The sequence below is a fragment of the Brevibacterium mcbrellneri ATCC 49030 genome (genome assembly GCF_000178455.1).
Lineage (GTDB): Bacteria > Actinomycetota > Actinomycetes > Actinomycetales > Brevibacteriaceae > Brevibacterium > Brevibacterium mcbrellneri.
The window spans coordinates 15,089-31,878 of the sequence record NZ_ADNU01000069.1 but is presented as its reverse complement, the minus strand read 5'-3'; the positions used below and the strand labels follow the sequence as shown (position 1 = coordinate 31,878).

Here is a 16,790-nt window from a genome sequence, read left to right as displayed (position 1 = left end):
CTTAGCTACAGCGTGCTCAGCAACAGCGCGCTTTAGGGTTTCGATCCTGTTCGTCAGTGAGATCGCGCCAAAACTCGCGTTCTCCCATGGCGCCTTCGCAGGTGCCATGCCGCTGTTGATAGGACTCGAGGTAGTGCTTGTAGGCGTTTTCGCCCATGATTTCCTTGATATACCAATGAACAGCTTTTAGCGGTTTAAGGAGTGTCGAAACCTTAGTCATTCGCTTTGACCTTTTGTGCATGCTCCTTTTGGAACGCGTCCCACTGAGCCTGAACTTCACGTTCTGCCTTAGTGGGGATGAGTCCCTTTGGTGCGAAGATCTTCGTGGGCACTGCTGGCTCTTCTGACGTGCTCACCTTTCCTGTGGTGACTGCTTTGAAGCACTGGTACAGCGCCATAAGGACGACCATGAGCACCAGAACAGCAAACACGATTGACAGGGTTCCTTGGATGAACGTGTTGCGAACAACCGCGTTCATCGCTTCTGCGCCGTTGATGTTACCCATGGACGTTTCCCCAGCGGCCAGCTTTTCACGCACTGCGAAGTGCTGTGCCCAGTATCCGAGCTTGGGGTTAGTCGAGAAGATCTTCTGGTACGACGCGGTCATGGTCACAGCGAGGTCCCATGCAAGTGGAATACCTGGGATCCACGCGTACTTTGCGTAACCAGACTTCACAACGATCGCTAGAACCACCGCAAGGGCTACCGCTGCAAGAAGCTGGTTAGCTATACCGAACAGCGGGAACAACGTGTTGATTCCACCAAGAGGGTCAGTCACACCAATCACCAGAATCGATCCCCATCCGGCAACCATGACCAAGGTGGTGAGCCACGCGCCCAGGTTCCATGACGGGTCTCGGAACTTAGGCATGAAGTTGCCCAACAGGTCTGAAAGCATGAAACGTGCGACACGAGTACCAGCGTCAATCGTGGTGAGGATGAAGAGCGCTTCGAACATCACCGCGAAGTGATACCAGAAGCTCATCCAGGCCGGTCCACCGAACACGTTGTGCAGAATGTGGGCCATTCCCATAGCCAGGGTAGGAGCACCACCGGTACGGGACACGATCGAGGCTTCTCCGACGTCGTGCGCGGCTTGTTCAAGTGCTTCTGGAGTAACGTCAATGCCCGGCATACCAAGTTTGTTCGTAATGAAGTCGGCCGCGCCCTGAGGCGTTCCACCAGTGAGAGGTTCGGCGGCGTTCATTGCGAAGTAGATTCCCTTGTCCAAGCTGACAGCTGCGACAAGCGCCATGATTGCCACGAACGATTCCATGAGCATTCCGCCGTAACCAATGAGGCGGGCTTGTGATTCCTTTTCTAGCAGCTTAGGCGTAGTTCCAGAGGAAATAAGGGCGTGGAATCCAGAAAGTGCACCACATGCAATCGTGATGAACAGGAATGGGAACAAGGAACCTGCGAATGCCGGACCTTGGTCATTAGACGCGAACGGTGTGACTGCAGGCATCTGCACTTCTGGGTTCACCAGAATGATTCCGACTGCCAACAGGCCGATCGTTCCGATCTTCATGAAGGTGGACAGGTAGTCACGTGGTGCAAGAAGCATCCACACCGGGAGAACGGCTGCAAAGAAGCCGTAGATCATCAGCCCCCATGCCAGCTGGACTTTGGTGAGGTGGAAGACTTCTGACCACAACGGGTCGTTGTGAACCCAACCGCCTACAACGATTGAGAGGACAAGAAGGGTAACACCGATCACCGAGGTTTCCACGATTGCACCTGGGCGCAGGTACCGCATGTAGAAGCCCATGAAGAATGCGATTGGGATGGTCATCGCAATCGAGAAGACACCCCATGGGGATTCTGCAAGGGCGTTAATAATGACAACACCCAGCACCGCAATCAGAATGGTCATAATGAGGATGATTCCGATTGAGGTGATGATACCGCCGACCTTGCCGAGCTCGTCGCGGGCCATCTGGCCAAGTGAGCGTCCGTTCCGGCGGGTCGAGAAGTAAAGAACCATGTAGTCCTGCACGGCTCCAGCAACAATCACACCCAGAACGATCCACAGGGTGCCGGGAAGGTAACCCATCTGAGCAGCAAGAATCGGTCCCACAAGTGGCCCAGCGCCAGAAATGGCGGCGAAATGGTGGCCAAAGAGAACACGTCGGTCGGTGGGGGTGAAGTCCCTTCCGTTGTCGTTAAGTTCAGCGGGTGTGGCGCGCTTGGGGTCAGGGCGACACACTTTCCATTCGATGAATTTCGCGTAGAACCTAAAAGCGATGAGGTAGGAACCCACAGCTGCTGCGACGAACCAACTTGCGCTGAGCTGTTCACCACGAACAATCGCAATCATGGTCCAGCCGATACCGGCGATAAGGGCAATGGCTACCCATAAAACAATTTTGCCCGGTGTCCACCGGGGCTTCTCTTCCACTGCAACTGGTGGGAGAGCTTCATCGGTTTTAATGTACTCAACCGACATTCGAGCTCCTTATTTTGGGGTATGTCGTCGCAGGCGACGAAGCTTTGGTTTTGCACACGCAGAGTGTGCTTGCGGTCACTCCAACTTTGGAGGTAATTAGCATAATACTTTGATGTGACTCTTAACACGTGCAATCAACGCGTTTTTTGCTGATTGAGACGGTTCTATGATGCTGAAATGGCAGAATGGAGGGCATGAGTCAATCAGCAGTCACCCGTCCTCGCTCACTTTCAGGTGTTCAAGCGACGTCGGGATCCCTTCACCTCGGTAACTATATTGGCGCTCTGCAACAGTTCGTTGCACAGCAGGAAACCCACGACGCGTTCTTCTTCATCGCAAACATGCACGCGATCACGGTGGAGCAGAACCCTGAGGAACTGCGTGAACGTACCTTGCGCACAGCAGCACAGTTCATTGCCGCGGGACTCGACCCTGAAAAGTCCACAATCTTTGTGCAGTCCCACGTCGACGCACACACAAAACTGAGCTGGATCCTGGAATGCACCACGTCTTTGGGTGAAGCTCAGCGCATGACCCAGTTCAAAGACAAATCCGCAAAGAACGAACACGTGTCGCTGGGATTGCTAACCTACCCGGCACTCATGGCCGCTGACATCCTGCTGTACCAGGCCGATGTTGTGCCCGTGGGGGAGGACCAGCGTCAGCACCTGGAACTGACACGCAACTTGGCGGAACGTTTCAACAACCGCTACGGCGAAACGTTCAAAGTTCCTGAGGCAGGAATCCTCAAACAGACGGCGAAAATCTATGACCTACAAGATCCGTCGGCAAAAATGTCGAAGTCTGGGAAGAACCCTGCTGGGCGCATCGACATTCTGGACGAGCCAAAGGTTCTTCAGAAGAAGTTTAAATCTGCCGTCACTGACAACGACACTGTGATTGCGTACGATCCGGATAACAAGCCGGGAGTGTCGAATCTGCTCACCATTTATTCGTCTTTGTCGGGCCAGAGCATCGACAGCATCGTTGCCGAATTCGACGGGAAGATGTACGGCCACCTCAAGGTTGCGCTCGCAGATCTCGCTGTTGAAGCTCTCACCCCCGTACGGACCCGCACCAACGAACTGCTGGAAGACCGAGCAGAACTTCAGCGGATCCTCTTGAACGGAGCTCACAAGGCTACGCAGATCGCTGATGTGACGGTCAAAAATGCGTATGACCGCGTCGGTTTTCTCTAAACTCTCCACCCACCCCTAAGGAGCACCACCTGGTGGCCAAGAAATACAAGCCCAACAACATTGCCCCCGAGGTCATCCACACCGCCGCTCGTCTCGAAGACAAGGTCCAGGACTGGCAACGGAAACAAGCGACCAAGCGTGGATGGAAACGCACAGTCATCGCCTATGACTCCTATGGGACTGAAAGTTTTATCCGCGTGTTGGCGCGCATTGTTTTGACTAAGACCGGGCAACCGGCTGCAGATATGCACGCGAGTATTCGCGGTTTCAGGTCGTTTGGGTCCATTCCGCTCAACGAGGCGACTGCGTGGGTGCGTGTGAATGGCCAGGAACATATGGTGGCATCCGACCGAGGTGGCATCGTGGACGCCGTGATTCCCGGCGACTTTGAGCCGGGGAAAGTTGAGTTGGAGATCTGGACGCAGGGGTCTCTGGTCGACACGGCTACTGCGCACGTTGTGGCAGATGACGAAAAGTTCGGCATCATTTCTGACATCGATGACACGGTCATGGTGACTGCGTTGCCGCGTCCGTTTTTGGCCGCGTGGAACACGTTTGTGTTGGATGAGCATGCGCGTTCGCCGGTCGCGGGCATGTCGGTCCTGTATGACCGTCTCACCTATTTGCGCCCGCACGCGCCCATCATTTATTTGTCTACGGGGGCATGGAATGTGGCGTTGACACTGAAACGTTTCTTGTCCCGGAACCTGTATCCGGACGGGCCGTTTTTGCTCACTGACTGGGGCCCAACAGCTACGCGAGCGTTCCGCTCTGGTCAAGAACACAAACGCATCCAGTTGGAACGTTTGGCCCGGGAGTTCCCCAACATCAAATGGTTGCTGGTAGGAGACGACGGCCAGCATGATGAAGACATCTATGGTGAGTTCGTCGAGAACCACCCCAACAATGTTGTCGCCGTGTGTATCCGTCAGCTCACAGTGGGTGAAGCAGTGTGGGCCGGTGGGCGTTCGAAGAATTCGGGACGCGGCCAGGGTGTTCCGTGGATTTACGCGTCAGACGGAGCAGGCCTCATGGAGAAGATGAACGACCGCGGAATCATTGTCTAGGCGTGGACGCGCCTCTTAAGTCCACCCCGAAGCGCTGAGCATCAGCATAGGTGTCGATGTCTGCCGTGGTCGCCTGCTCAAGGTGAATGGGAACCCACTCACAGTGCTCGTAAAGGGTGCGAGCGGGCCGGTGGGCCACCTCGGCGGCGGAAACCACTTGAGCCAGCGCCCGCGTACGCCACACGGCCGTCAGATATTGCACTCGCCCGGTAGGGTCAACGGCCACTGCGCAATCCGCTTGACCTACCGCGTCAATGAGCGCGCGAATGGTGTGCGCGTCAATGAGGGGGAGGTCGGCGGCAAGGACCGCAACAAGGTCAGTCGTCACGTGCTCCACCCCGGCGGCAATCGCTGCGGCAGGGCCGGAAAACGGTGGGTTTTCGCGTAGGTGGGTCACGTGCCCGAGGTCGTCCAACCCGTCCGTGTCTCCCACCACGACGGCGGGGCAGTGCGGGGATACGCCACGGACGGCTGAGAGGGCGCGTTTGATCAGCGGAACACCGTTAGCTGTGAGTGCGGTCTTGGTGATACCGCCCAGCCGCGTTGCCTTGCCTCCGGACACCAGAAGGGCAGTGAGCGAAGGCTCCTCAGTGCGTGAGCCCTGACTCACCTGCCGGTACCTTCTTGGTCTTCGCGCGCCTCTTCGCCTCGGCGGGAACGACTGTTGCCGGAACGACTATGGCGCGAACGGTACATGAGAATGCCACCCGCAACAGCAAAGACGGCAACGGGAAGGCCAAGTGCGAGCCCGATGTTGGCAGGGATCGCAGCTCCGGCTGGTTGAGACTCACGCATCTCTTCGACTGATATATCTGACTCTGTCCCACTGCGTGCGTCGGACGAGCTACTCTCAGCTCCAGAATCACTAGTCCCAGCCGACGCGGCAGGCGAAGCAACAGGTGAGGGCGTGCTGAGATCTTCGAACGCCACAGTGCGCGTGACTTTTGGGTCTGTCTGGTTGAATGCCCAGTTGAGAAGATCTGCGGCTGCTTGGCGACTCTGTGTCTGCGCGCGCAAGACCACCGCGGCGTACGTGGTGTCACCTCGGGTGGCGGCCCCTAAAAACGAACCGCGGGCTTCTTGCGTGTAACCGTTTTTCAGGCCAATAGCCCCCTCAACCAGCCCAATTAACCGCGTGTGGTTCTGGATCTGGTATCCCTTGACCTTTTTCTTCTTGTCGTGGTCATAACCACCGGGGAAATCCAAGGTCTGAGTTTGTACAACCTTCATGAGGTACTTGTTCTTGGTGAACTCGTGTGCGAGTCTTAGCAAATCATCGATGGTGGTGCCTTGCCCGGGGGCGTCAAGGCCGCTGGTGGTGCCCACAACGGTCGAGTCCATTCCCAGTTGCCGAGCCTTGCGGTGCATGAGCTCCAGGGCCTTATGTTGCCCGCCCACTGCTTCGCCAAGCGCGTACGCGGAGTCGTTAGCGCTGGACATGAGCATTGAGCGGAACAGCAAGTCGATCGAATACTCGTTGTCGCGCAGTAATCCCACGCGGGTCCCGTCGACTTGTGTGTCGGCCTCTGAAATGCGGTGTTTCTTTTTGACGTCGGGGAGTTCGTCGACCAGGGCCAGGGCTGTGAGAAGTTTCTGTACGGAAGCCGGCGATGAGACCACGTCCTCGCCATGGGATACCAGTACTTCGCCGGTATCCAGGTTTGCTACGAGCCACGCATCGGCTGCTGGCTTGGGTGGGGAAGTGCCGTCACCTAAGTCGGTGGGGCTGGTGTATGTGGCAGAGGTGGTTTCTGCCGGTTGCGCCACAACCGTGTGCGCGCTCGCCGGTTCCGTCCCCACAACGTTGGTGGGCCCCACAACTGAAAAGGTTGCGAGGGCAACAGTGGCCGCCGCTAAAAAGCGACGGCCACATGTTAGAGGGTGTAAAGCCACGTTAGAACGCTCGGGTCAGCAACGCCTGCTTGACTTCTGCAATTGCCTTGGTGACTTCAATTCCACGCGGGCAAGCTTCCGTACAGTTGAAGGTGGTGCGGCAACGCCATACACCTTCCTTATCGTTGAGAACCTCGAGGCGCATGTCGCCACCTTCGTCACGTGAGTCGAAGATGAAGCGGTGTGCGTTCACAATTGCTGCAGGTCCAAAGTACTGGCCATCGGTCCAGAACACTGGGCAGGACGAGGTACACGAGGCACACAGAATGCACTTAGTGGTGTCGTCAAAGATGGCGCGGTCTTCAGGCGACTGCAGGCGTTCGCGAGTTGGTTCGTGACCAGACGTGATCAAGAACGGCATGATTTCGCGGTAGGACTGGAAGAACGGTTCCATGTCCACGATGAGGTCTTTTTCAAGAGGCAGGCCCTTGATAGCTTCGACCGTGATGGGCTTGTTCGTGTCCAGGTCTTTCAGCAGGGTCTTACATGCCAGGCGGTTACGCCCGTTAATTCGCATAGCGTCCGAACCACAGACACCGTGCGCACATGAACGGCGGAACGACAGGCTACCGTCGATCTCCCACTTGATCTTGTGCAGAGCGTCCAGGATACGGTCCGTGCCGTACATGGTGACTTTGTAGTCTTCCCAGTGTGGCTCGGAGTCAGCTTCAGGGTTGAAGCGTGCGATACGGATTGTGCAATCGAACGATGGGATTTCTCCGCCACCGCCACCCAGGTGTTCAGGAAGATCAACCTTGGATGCTGGCTCAGCTGTCTTTACTTCTTTTTCACTCATCAGTACTTACGCTCCATAGGCTGGTACCGCGTTATAACGACGGGCTTCGTTTCCAAACGCATTCCTGCGACACCTTCAGCAGTTGCTGATTCGTCGCGGTAGGTCATGGTGTGGTGCATGAAGTTTTCGTCGTCACGCTTCGGGAAGTCTTCACGGAAGTGTCCGCCACGCGATTCCTTACGGTGCAGAGCGGCAACCGTAACCACCTCGGCGATTTCAAGAAGGAAGCCCAACTCGATTGCTTCGAGGAGATCCAGGTTGTAACGCTTTCCGCGGTCGTGGATACCCACGTTCTTGTAGCGTTCACGCAAAGCTTCGATGTCTTTAAGCGCTGTGCGCAGAGTTTCTTCAGTACGGAACACCTGAACGTGCGTGTCCATGGTTTCCTGAAGGTCCTTACGGATCGCGCCGATCAGTTCTGAACCGTTGGAGCGACGCATGGTTTCGATCATATCGACCGTGCGGTCAGCAGCGCCATCTGGGAGTTCAGGAAGCGAAGCGGTCTTGGAGTATTCCGCAGCAGCGATTCCCGCGCGCTTTCCAAACACGTTGATGTCCAGAAGCGAGTTGGTTCCCAAACGGTTTGAACCGTGGACCGAAACACAGGCACATTCACCGGCAGCGTAAAGGCCAGGAACTACCGTGTCGTTGTCGGCAAGAACTTCCGATTCGACGTTGGTGGGGATACCACCCATCGCGTAGTGAGCCGTTGGGAACACAGGAACAGGTTCTGTGTATGGCTCAACACCCAGGTAGGTGCGGGCGAATTCGGTAATGTCCGGAAGCTTCGCGTCAATGTGTGCTGGCTCCAGGTGGGTGAGGTCCAGAAGAACATAGTCCTTGTTTGGTCCACAACCGCGACCTTCACGCACCTCGTTCGCCATGGAGCGAGCCACGATGTCACGTGGAGCCAAGTCCTTAATGGTAGGTGCGTAACGCTCCATGAAGCGCTCACCCTCGGAGTTACGCAGAACTGCACCTTCACCTCGGGCAGCCTCAGACAGGAGGATTCCCAAGCCAGCCAAACCGGTTGGGTGGAACTGGAAGAACTCCATGTCTTCAAGTGGGAGACCGTTCCGGTAGGTCACAGCAACACCGTCACCGGTGAGCGTGTGAGCGTTCGAGGTGGTCTTGAAGACCTTACCGAAACCACCGGTTGCAAACACAACGGCCTTAGCGCGGAAGACGTGGATTTCGCCTGTTGCCAGTTCGTATGCAACGACACCTGCCGGACGGCGCTGGCCGTCGACCTCGGTCATTACGAGGTCCAGAACGTAGAACTCGTTGTAGAACTCAACGCCGTGCTTGACGCAGTTTTGGTAAAGGGTCTGAAGAATCATGTGACCCGTACGGTCAGCGGCGTAGCACGCGCGACGTACAGGCGACTTACCGTGGTCGCGGGTGTGTCCACCGAAGCGACGCTGGTCAATCTTGCCTTCAGGCGTACGGTTGAACGGCAGCCCCATCTTTTCCAGGTCAAGAACCGCATCGATGGCTTCTTTTGCCATGACTTCAGCGGCGTCCTGGTCAACCAAGTAGTCGCCACCCTTAATGGTGTCGAATGTGTGCCATTCCCAGTTGTCTTCTTCAACGTTGGCAAGAGCTGCACACATACCACCCTGAGCCGCACCGGTGTGCGAACGGGTTGGGTACAGCTTGGTAAGAACAGCTGTGCGTGCGCGCTGCCCGGATTCGATGGCTGCGCGCATGCCGGCGCCACCTGCGCCGACGATGACAACGTCGTACTCATGTACCTGCATAGATACTCAATTCTCCTTTAAACGACTGTCACTAAGCGGTGCAGAATGTGGGCAGAAGTTCAGCCGAGGTGTTCACTGGGCATGGGTCAAAGGTGAAGATCACCAGGGTTCCCAGAACCACAACGATGGCTGATGCGATGTACAGAACAAGTTGCAGGACAACGTTGGTGCCTGGCTTCTCTGCGTAGTCGTTGATGATGGTACGCATACCGTTTGTTCCGTGGAGCATAGCCAGCCACAGCATAGCCAGGTCCCATATCTGCCAGAACGGGCTAGCCCACTTACCGGCGACGAAACCAAAGTCGAGTCCCTGAACACCTTCGCCCTGCCACAGGTTGACGAACAGGTGACCAAAAATCAGGATGACAAGAATCAGTCCTGAAACACGCATGAACAGCCAGGCCGCAAGCTCGAACTTGGAACGGGTGTTCTTGTGGCGGGTGTATTCGCTACGAGGAGCGGGAATTGAAGTTGCTGTCACTTTTCTCAACCTCCGAACGTGTGCATGAGGTGGCGGGGAACGAAAGCGATCATGACGATCAGCCACAGGATCATGACAGCCCAGAACATCTTGCGCTGGTTCTTGGGGCCACCCTTCCAGAAGTCGACAAGAATCACGCGCACACCGTTGAATGCGTGGAAAATGATTGCTGCAACCAACCCGATCTCAGCCATTGCCATGATGGGGGTCTTATAGGTTCCAATAACAGCGTCATAGGCTGCAGGCGATACGCGTACAAGGGCTGTGTCAAGCACGTGGACCAGCAGGAAGAAGAAAATACCAACACCTGTGACGCGGTGAGCGACCCAGGACCACATTCCTTCGTGTCCGCGGTACAGCGTGCCCGTTGAGGCTTTAGCCACGGGGCATCCTCCAGTTGAGACAGTTTTAATAACATATAAAAGCTACGCCTGGGGCGTCGCTTTAGCCAATCGAGCGAATCTGTATCCACTAAATCCCGCGAATTACCGCGATCTTTATGAGATTCGCAGACATTACACATAATAACGCCATATAAGCGTGGGGTATCTCTCGGGTTTCATATCGTGGCGCGTGTCTGGTGGAAGTGTGGACGTTATGCCAGCAACAATGATGCAATGATTCCCAACTTTCATGTGGTGATCCCAGCCGGTGGAGCGGGGACCAGGCTGTGGCCTTTGTCCCGTCGTGACCGGCCAAAGTTCTTGCACGACATTCTGGGGGTGGGGTCAACCCTGCTGCAGTCCACCTGGTCACGGACGGTCCCGTTGGTGGACCCGGACCACATGTGGGTGGTGACGGGGCAGGCTCACGCTGAGGAGGTCTCGCAGCAGCTCCCAGACTTACGTGAGGATCGGCTGGTTCGGGAGCCTTCACCTCGGGACTCTGCGGCAGCCATTGGGTTGGCCGCCGCGCTCATTCACCGCACTGATCCGGATGCCGTCATTGGGTCGTTTTCTGCCGACCATTCGATTACCAACGCCGAAGATTTCCGCACGGTGGTCACACAAGCGGTGGCGGCAGCGTCTGGTGGAGACATTGTCACGGTGGGGATCACACCCACATATGCGTCGACGGCGTACGGGTATATAGAGGCCGGTGCGAACTTGGGGTTGCACGCTGCCCCCACTGCCCGCCGTGCGCTGAACTTTGTTGAAAAACCAGATGCGACGACGGCTCGGAAGTACACGTTTTCGGGGCGCTATCGGTGGAACGCGGGAATGTTTATTGCGCGCACTGACGCGATGTTGGAGTTGTTCGCGCAACACGCCCCTGATCTGTATGCGGGGCTTGAAAAGATCGCCGAGGTGTGGGGCACCGACCGTCAAGAAGCTGTCTTGGCCGAGGTGTGGCCACAGTTGGAGAAAGTGGCGATCGACTATGTGATCGCCGAACCGGCCGCGCGTGCTGGGCGTGTTGTGGTTGTTCCCGGCGACTTCGGTTGGGATGACGTGGGAGACTTCGATGCGGTGGCCAAGCTACGGCAGCCGGCGCCAGGGGAACGGTGTGCGGTGAAGGTGATTGGTGATTCGCCGGTGGTAGCGGAGGACTCGTCTGGTGTGGTGATTTCAACCGGTGACCGTCCTGTGGCTCTTGTAGGTCTTGACGACGTGGTAGTCGTGGACACGGACGACGCGTTGCTTGTGACGAGTCGGAACAGCGCCCAAAAAGTCAAGAGCGTGGTTGCGCGTCTGGAAGATCAGGGGTTGAACCAGATTCTGTGACTTCTGTGACGCAGATTCTGTAGGGCCCTGTTGTGTGCCAGTAAGTGTGTCATTCCGTGTCATGAACTGGCTCACGTGGCGGTGAGCGACTACATTATTGGCACACAGTGAATAGGAAGAGGGCGCGTTGATTCAGTCAGTTGTGAACGAGCTAGTGGATGAGCTCATCGAGTTCCGTCGTGATATTCACGCCCACCCCGAACTGTCTAATGTTGAGCACCGCACAACTGAGAAGATCGCGCAACGCCTGAGGGACGCGGGTCTTGAGCCCGTGCTGTTCGAAGGTACCGGCTTGTATGTGGATGTGGGCGAAGGCCCCATCGTGGGTGGCCTGCGCGCTGACATCGACGCCCTTCCGCTAGATGATTTAACCCGGACCGATTTCGCTTCGACCGTGCCCGGTGTGAGCCATTCATGTGGCCACGATGTTCACCTCACCGCGGCGATGGGTGCTGCGCTCGCCTTGTCGCGTATCCACGAAACCAAGGGTGGTTTAGGTGGCACGATCCGCTGTATTTTCCAGCCAGCTGAAGAAGTAACTCCGGGTGGGGCGCTGCAGATTATCCAGCAGGGTGCGCTCACGGGTGTTCCTCTGTGCTACGCCCTGCACTGTGATCCGAACGTGGACGTGGGCAAGGTGGGTTCGCGTATTGGGCCCATCACGGCGGCAGGTGACACGGTTATTCTGCGCTTGCGTGGACACGGTGGCCACACGTCACGTCCGCACTTGACTGAGGATCTGGTGTACGCCCTTGGCCGCTTGGCCGTTGATCTGCCGTCAACTCTGTCGCGGCTGATTGACCCACGCCACGCGTTTTCCTTGGTGTGGGGCGCGGTCGAAGCTGGTCATGCTCCCAATGTGGTGCCCAATGAAGGTTCCCTTATGGGGACGTTGAGGTGTCTGGACGTTGACGGGTGGAATAAGGTTGCGCAGGTTTTGCCAGACTTGGTTGACAGGATTGCGGGCCCGTACGGTGTGGAAGTTGAGTTGGAACACCGTCGAGGTGTCCCGCCGGTTGTCAACACCGAAGAAGAAGTGACGTTGGCAGAGCACGCAATCCGGCAGGAGTTAGGGCCGGATTCGGTGGAACTGACCCCACAGTCGATGGGTGGGGAAGACTTTGCGTGGTATCTCACCCGGGTGCCGGGTGCTCTCATTCGTTTGGGAACACGCACGCCTGGCGGACACACGTATGACATTCACCAGGGTGACTTCTTGGTTGACGAGCGCGCTGTGGGAATTGCGACGCGGGTGAACTGTGCCGTGGCGCTAGAGGTTCTGAACCGCGCGTGATCCGCTAGGGTGGAAGTGTGGATACTAACCTTTTTCCTACACCTGTTGGCGTTGACGACCGTGACCCTATCTTGGAGCTTCCCAAGGTTTCACTGCACGACCACCTCGACGGTGGTTTGCGCGCTTCAACCCTGATTGAACTGGCCCAGGAAGCCGGCGTTGAGATCCCTTCAGGTGACCCCAGCGATATGCGGGCACGTATTTTGGGCGCGTCCAATTCGGGGAGCTTGGAACGTTATTTGGAGTCCTTCGCGTTGACGGTTTCTGTCATGCAGACGGCCGATGCTCTAAAGCGTGTTGCCCGTGAATGGGTACTTGATCAGGCTGCGGACGGAGTGTTCTATGCAGAAGCCAGGTGGGCTCCAGAACAACACGTGCAGGGTGACCTCGACATGGATGCGGCTGTTGCAGCAGTGCAAGCGGGGTTGGATGAAGGAACTGCGATTGTCGCTGAAGCTGGAAAGTTCATTCGTGTGGGGCAGATCCTCACGGCCATGCGCCACGCAAAGAATTCTGTTGCGGTAGCGGAGCTGGCATTGCGTCACCGTGATGGCGGGGTAGTTGGATTTGACCTGGCTGGTGCTGAAGAGGGCAACCCGCCAAGTAAACATTTGACAGCGTGTGAAACTCTGCACGCGGCGTGTTTCCCTCTGACGATCCACGCGGGTGAAGGCGCTGGGGTCGACTCGATTTTTGAAGCGGTCCAGGTATGCCACACGCAGCGCATTGGGCACGGTGTGCGGATCGTCGAAGACATGGACATTGTCGACGGTCAGGGGACCTTAGGGGAGTTGTCCTCGTGGATCTTGGACCGGCAGATTCCGCTGGAACTGTCGCCCACCTCGAACGTTCACACGGGTGCGGCCGACTCGATTGAAACGCACCCCATCACGGGACTGAAAGACCTGGGCTTTGCGGTGACGGTCAACCCGGATAACCGGTTGATGTCAGGAACGTCGGTGTCCAAGGAGATGCGTTTGCTGGTTGACCGTGCTGGGTGGGATCAGACCGACCTCGAATGGGTCACCGTCAACGCGTTGAACGCGGCATTCCTGCCTTTAGACGTGCGCGAGCGTCTGCTCGACGAGCTTGTGATCCCAGGGTTCGCCAGGATCGAGCTGTGACCCAGACAAACTCTGTTCCACCTCGGCCATCAACCCTGTGGATTGCCTTGGGGGCACTGTCGCTGGAGGCGCTTGCCCTGGTAGGGGCAGGCGTGTGGGCGGTTGCTCTGGCGGTTTCCGCTCAGGAAGAAGTGACGTCGCTGTTGGCGTTGGGGGCCATGTTTGTGGTGTTTGGCGCGTTGATGGTGGGCGTGATGTTCGGGGTTTCCCGAGGTGTCCGCTGGGCTCGCCCTGCAAGTGTGGCGTGGCAGGTGTTGCAGTTAATTTCTGGGTTCGCGATTGTGGGGCAGGATTTTCGGGTCGGCGGGCCGGCGATTGTGCTGGCCGTGGCGACGCTGGTGGGGCTGTTCGCGCCACCTACTCTGACCTGGTATGAAGCGCGCTTGCTTGAGCACGAAGCCCGTGAGGAAGAACGCCTGAAGGGGCTTCAGCAGGAGTCGTTGAAGAAGCGGCGGTGAGGGCTAACCTCGACGCAATGCCGGGCAGGCGGGACCTTTGGGCCTACCAGCCCCGCGGGTGCTTGAGTGCAAACACCTAGGTGCACACACCTCGGCACCCGCGAGACCCTGAAGGATGAGCCGCATAGACGCGCGGAGTTACGCGACGCCTCCCGTCCAGCCCAAGGCCGTGAGCCCCAACATGAGAGCGGCACTCAAAACCAGGAAGACTCCGACCTTAGGGGCGACCCAGCGGACCCATGTGAGGTACGGGACGCCTGCGGTCACGCAGGACCCCACGAGCCACGCCAGAACAGGCGACAGCAGGTTGGTAAACCCGTCACCCAGCTGAAACGCCTGCAGCGCAATCTGGTGGTGCATGCCCAGTGCGGTTGCGATTGGCGCCAGAAGCGGAATCAAGATCGCGGCCTTCGCGGCTGTGGACGGGATGATGAAATTGATGACTGCGAACAGTAGCACCATGAGCACAGCCGACCAGCCCAGCCCCACCCCGTGAAGCGGACGCGTGATGGTGTACACGATTGTGTCGATCACGTGGGCTTCTTGCAGAATGATCGAAATCGCGCCGGCCATCCCAATGATGACCGATACGAAAGCCATGCTTTGGAGACCACGGACGATCGATTCGGCCAATTGATTCCACTTGAAGCCGGCGACTTTACCGATCACGATCGCCGATACGAGGTTGACCGCAAACATCGCGTCGATGGTTCGTTTGGAATCGATGAGCAGTGAGTACGCAATGATCGCGCCGAACTGCAACAGGAAAAGCGCGATGACCATGACTGATCGGAAGCGGAGTGTTTCAGCGGCGACGGTGCTGTCGTCGTCCTGGGCCAGCGGGCGCCATCCGTGCTTCCACATGGGGGAGCGGGTGGGGTCGCGTTGGATTTTGTTCACGTAGCGGAGCACGAACACGAGCCCAACCAGCATGAACCCGTTCATGATGAGTAGGCGCACCCCAAAACCGGAGTAGGGCGGCAGGCCGATCATCATCTGCGTAATGGCCATGTGTTTTGGCCCGGTCCCAAATCCGATGAGAGCCGCGAACGTGGTCACGCTGATTGCTACGATGCCGTCAAGGCCCAGCTTACGGGCGAACAGCACTCCGATGGGAACGATCGCGATGAGCGCGTCACTGCCGGAGAACCCGCCCAGGTAGACCATGAGGCAGAACAGCCCTGAAATCAGGAGGGGAGTGCTCTTATCTTGGAGTCGGTAGACGGTCGCGTTGAGGAGATTTTCAAACGCTTTGGATTCCAGCACTACGTGTACGTTGGCTCCCACCATGAGCACGGCGAAGGCGATGGGGGCCATTTTTACAGCACCACTCAGCAGGAGCATGAGTGCGTCGAGCGGACTGACCGGTGTTTGTTGGCTGAGGAAGGAGAATGAGTCCGGGTCAATGCTTCCGTCAGGGCCCTCCTCGAACTGGCCGGCCGGGATGAAGTAGCTGGCTAAGACGACCAAGCCCAGGATGATGAGCATGAGCCACAACAGGTGCGGCATCTGGAACCGCTTTGCTGGGGTGTCTGTGCTGGTAGCTGGGTGTGCCGAGGTATCAGACCCTGCCGGGGTATCAGGGCTGCCCGAGGTATCTTCCGGGGTTGCGGGGTTTGGGTGGGTCTCCTGGGTTTCCGTTGAGGAGGTCGGTTGTTTGTCGTCTGGGTTGATTGTTGTAGTTGAGCTGAAATCAGATTCGTTCAGCTGAGTGTTTTTGGGCATAGTGAAGCTCCTGTACACGGGTTGGATGGGGATAAATCACCGCGGTGCATCGCTTCTCGTTGCGGCTGGTCTCAGCCAGAATCTGAGTGTGTCTGAGGTGGCAGGCTACGTGTGCGGGTTGATAAGGCACGTCCCGTTTGGAGCGAGGCTGCCCGTTAGGGTGTGGCTCAGTGCTCGCGTGATGTGACGAATCACTTAAACGTTGGCGAGCAGGGCTACGCGTGCCTGCCGAAGCCGAAGGAATTCGACAGCACCGCGCACATACACGGCCCGGCCCTGTCCAATGGCTTGCGGGCTGCCACCACGTCGAGGTGAGGGAGCTGAATGTCGTGAGCATTTGCTGGGAAGGCGCGCGAGGATGAGAAAGCGTGTTCGGCCACAGTTACCGACTCCTTCCAATCCCAGCTCAAAGTGATCAGTTCAACCTGCTCAAACTTCACTTGAACGTTCTCAACTGTTCCAGTGGTTTGCACTTTACCGTGCACAGCGAGCGAATGTGCAAACTAGGTCAAACTGTGACAGTCGTTCGTGCGGGGGTGTTGTGTTTTGTGTTTCTGGCTTGAGATTGTCCACGTTTGACTGTGTCATAAATATTCATAAATCCACATGAAAATTGTTTACGGGCGGAGTGGGGTCAGTGAGTTATTAAGTGATGGATGACGACTCTTAAATCGTTGCTGTCGATCGCTAGCTGAAGCCGGCTTCCATTGAGTTGAGGCCATGTTGCGGGCTCTCTGCTCTTGTGTGATGCGCGTTAAAGGCTTCATCGTTGTGGGCACTTTGCATGTTTGCTCCCCATAAACCAAGCAAAGCGCCCAT

At 57.1% G+C, this 16,790-nt stretch carries 16 protein-coding genes; 6 read left to right on the top strand and 10 right to left on the bottom strand.

Annotated features, from left to right (window positions below; translation table 11 throughout):
• Positions 1-16: 16 nt before the first annotated feature.
• Together HMPREF0183_RS10190 and HMPREF0183_RS10185 are read right to left on the bottom strand one after the other, a co-directional pair.
• The gene (locus HMPREF0183_RS10190) at positions 17-220 is read right to left on the bottom strand and encodes a CstA-like transporter-associated (seleno)protein (RefSeq protein ID WP_005885770.1); all 204 of its coding nucleotides are present in this window, start codon (positions 218-220) and stop codon (positions 17-19) included.
• Positions 213-2,450, bottom strand: coding sequence for a carbon starvation CstA family protein (locus HMPREF0183_RS10185; protein ID WP_005885768.1), 2,238 nt, complete (start codon positions 2,448-2,450; stop codon positions 213-215). The genes HMPREF0183_RS10190 and HMPREF0183_RS10185 overlap by 8 nt, the downstream gene beginning before the upstream one ends.
• A 185-nt stretch (positions 2,451-2,635) precedes the next feature.
• Between HMPREF0183_RS10185 and trpS the strand changes: the two genes are divergently transcribed.
• A complete protein-coding gene (gene trpS, locus HMPREF0183_RS10180) occupies positions 2,636-3,649 on the top strand; it encodes a tryptophan--tRNA ligase (RefSeq protein WP_005885766.1) in 1,014 nt (337 codons plus the stop codon).
• 32 nt (positions 3,650-3,681) lie between these two features.
• The gene (locus HMPREF0183_RS10175; RefSeq protein WP_005885764.1) at positions 3,682-4,716 is read left to right on the top strand and encodes an App1 family protein phosphatidate phosphatase; all 1,035 of its coding nucleotides are present in this window, start codon (positions 3,682-3,684) and stop codon (positions 4,714-4,716) included.
• Here HMPREF0183_RS10175 and mobA read toward each other — a convergent pair.
• From mobA to sdhC, 6 genes are read right to left on the bottom strand one after another with little or no spacing between them, the layout of a single operon-like run.
• Positions 4,706-5,326 (bottom strand): molybdenum cofactor guanylyltransferase, encoded by a 621-nt coding sequence (mobA, locus tag HMPREF0183_RS12290; RefSeq protein WP_005885762.1) that lies wholly within the window; start codon positions 5,324-5,326, stop codon positions 4,706-4,708. The genes HMPREF0183_RS10175 and mobA overlap by 11 nt on opposite strands.
• Positions 5,323-6,609 carry a D-alanyl-D-alanine carboxypeptidase family protein gene (locus HMPREF0183_RS10165; RefSeq protein ID WP_050775412.1) on the bottom strand — a complete coding sequence of 429 codons (1,287 nt, stop codon included), beginning with the start codon at positions 6,607-6,609 and terminating at the stop codon, positions 5,323-5,325. Before HMPREF0183_RS10165 ends, mobA begins: the two co-directional genes overlap by 4 nt.
• Before the next feature lies 1 nt (position 6,610).
• Positions 6,611-7,405 (bottom strand): succinate dehydrogenase iron-sulfur subunit, encoded by a 795-nt coding sequence (locus HMPREF0183_RS10160; RefSeq protein ID WP_005885759.1) that lies wholly within the window; start codon positions 7,403-7,405, stop codon positions 6,611-6,613.
• Positions 7,405-9,165, bottom strand: coding sequence for a succinate dehydrogenase flavoprotein subunit (sdhA, locus tag HMPREF0183_RS10155; RefSeq protein WP_005885758.1), 1,761 nt, complete (start codon positions 9,163-9,165; stop codon positions 7,405-7,407). The genes HMPREF0183_RS10160 and sdhA overlap by 1 nt, the downstream gene beginning before the upstream one ends.
• Before the next feature lie 31 nt (positions 9,166-9,196).
• Positions 9,197-9,646, bottom strand: a complete 450-nt coding sequence (locus HMPREF0183_RS10150; protein ID WP_005885756.1) for a succinate dehydrogenase hydrophobic membrane anchor subunit — start codon at positions 9,644-9,646, stop codon at positions 9,197-9,199.
• Positions 9,647-9,651: 5 nt separating this feature from the next.
• Complete coding sequence (sdhC, locus tag HMPREF0183_RS10145) at positions 9,652-10,029, bottom strand: succinate dehydrogenase, cytochrome b556 subunit (protein ID WP_005885754.1); 378 nt, start codon at positions 10,027-10,029, stop codon at positions 9,652-9,654.
• Positions 10,030-10,263: 234 nt separating this feature from the next.
• Here sdhC and HMPREF0183_RS10140 point away from each other — a divergent pair, with 234 nt between their 5' ends.
• The 4 genes from HMPREF0183_RS10140 (at position 10,264) to HMPREF0183_RS10125 (ending at position 14,246) form a co-directional block, all read left to right on the top strand.
• Entirely contained in the window at positions 10,264-11,370 is a 1,107-nt protein-coding gene (locus HMPREF0183_RS10140) for a mannose-1-phosphate guanylyltransferase (protein ID WP_005885752.1), read from the top strand.
• A 142-nt stretch (positions 11,371-11,512) separates the two neighbouring features.
• Positions 11,513-12,664 carry an amidohydrolase gene (locus tag HMPREF0183_RS10135; protein ID WP_342610924.1) on the top strand — a complete coding sequence of 384 codons (1,152 nt, stop codon included), beginning with the start codon at positions 11,513-11,515 and terminating at the stop codon, positions 12,662-12,664.
• 17 nt (positions 12,665-12,681) lie between these two features.
• Positions 12,682-13,788, top strand: coding sequence for an adenosine deaminase (locus HMPREF0183_RS10130; protein WP_005885748.1), 1,107 nt, complete (start codon positions 12,682-12,684; stop codon positions 13,786-13,788).
• Entirely contained in the window at positions 13,785-14,246 is a 462-nt protein-coding gene (locus tag HMPREF0183_RS10125; RefSeq protein ID WP_050775411.1) for a hypothetical protein, read from the top strand. The genes HMPREF0183_RS10130 and HMPREF0183_RS10125 overlap by 4 nt, the downstream gene beginning before the upstream one ends.
• Positions 14,247-14,384: 138 nt before the next feature.
• Here the strand turns inward: HMPREF0183_RS10125 and HMPREF0183_RS10120 are convergent, their stop codons facing one another.
• Together HMPREF0183_RS10120 and HMPREF0183_RS12985 are read right to left on the bottom strand one after the other, a co-directional pair.
• The gene (locus HMPREF0183_RS10120; RefSeq protein ID WP_005885744.1) at positions 14,385-15,971 is read right to left on the bottom strand and encodes an AbgT family transporter; all 1,587 of its coding nucleotides are present in this window, start codon (positions 15,969-15,971) and stop codon (positions 14,385-14,387) included.
• Positions 15,972-16,186: 215 nt separating this feature from the next.
• Entirely contained in the window at positions 16,187-16,411 is a 225-nt protein-coding gene (locus HMPREF0183_RS12985; protein ID WP_211205346.1) for a hypothetical protein, read from the bottom strand.
• Positions 16,412-16,790: the final 379 nt, after the last annotated feature.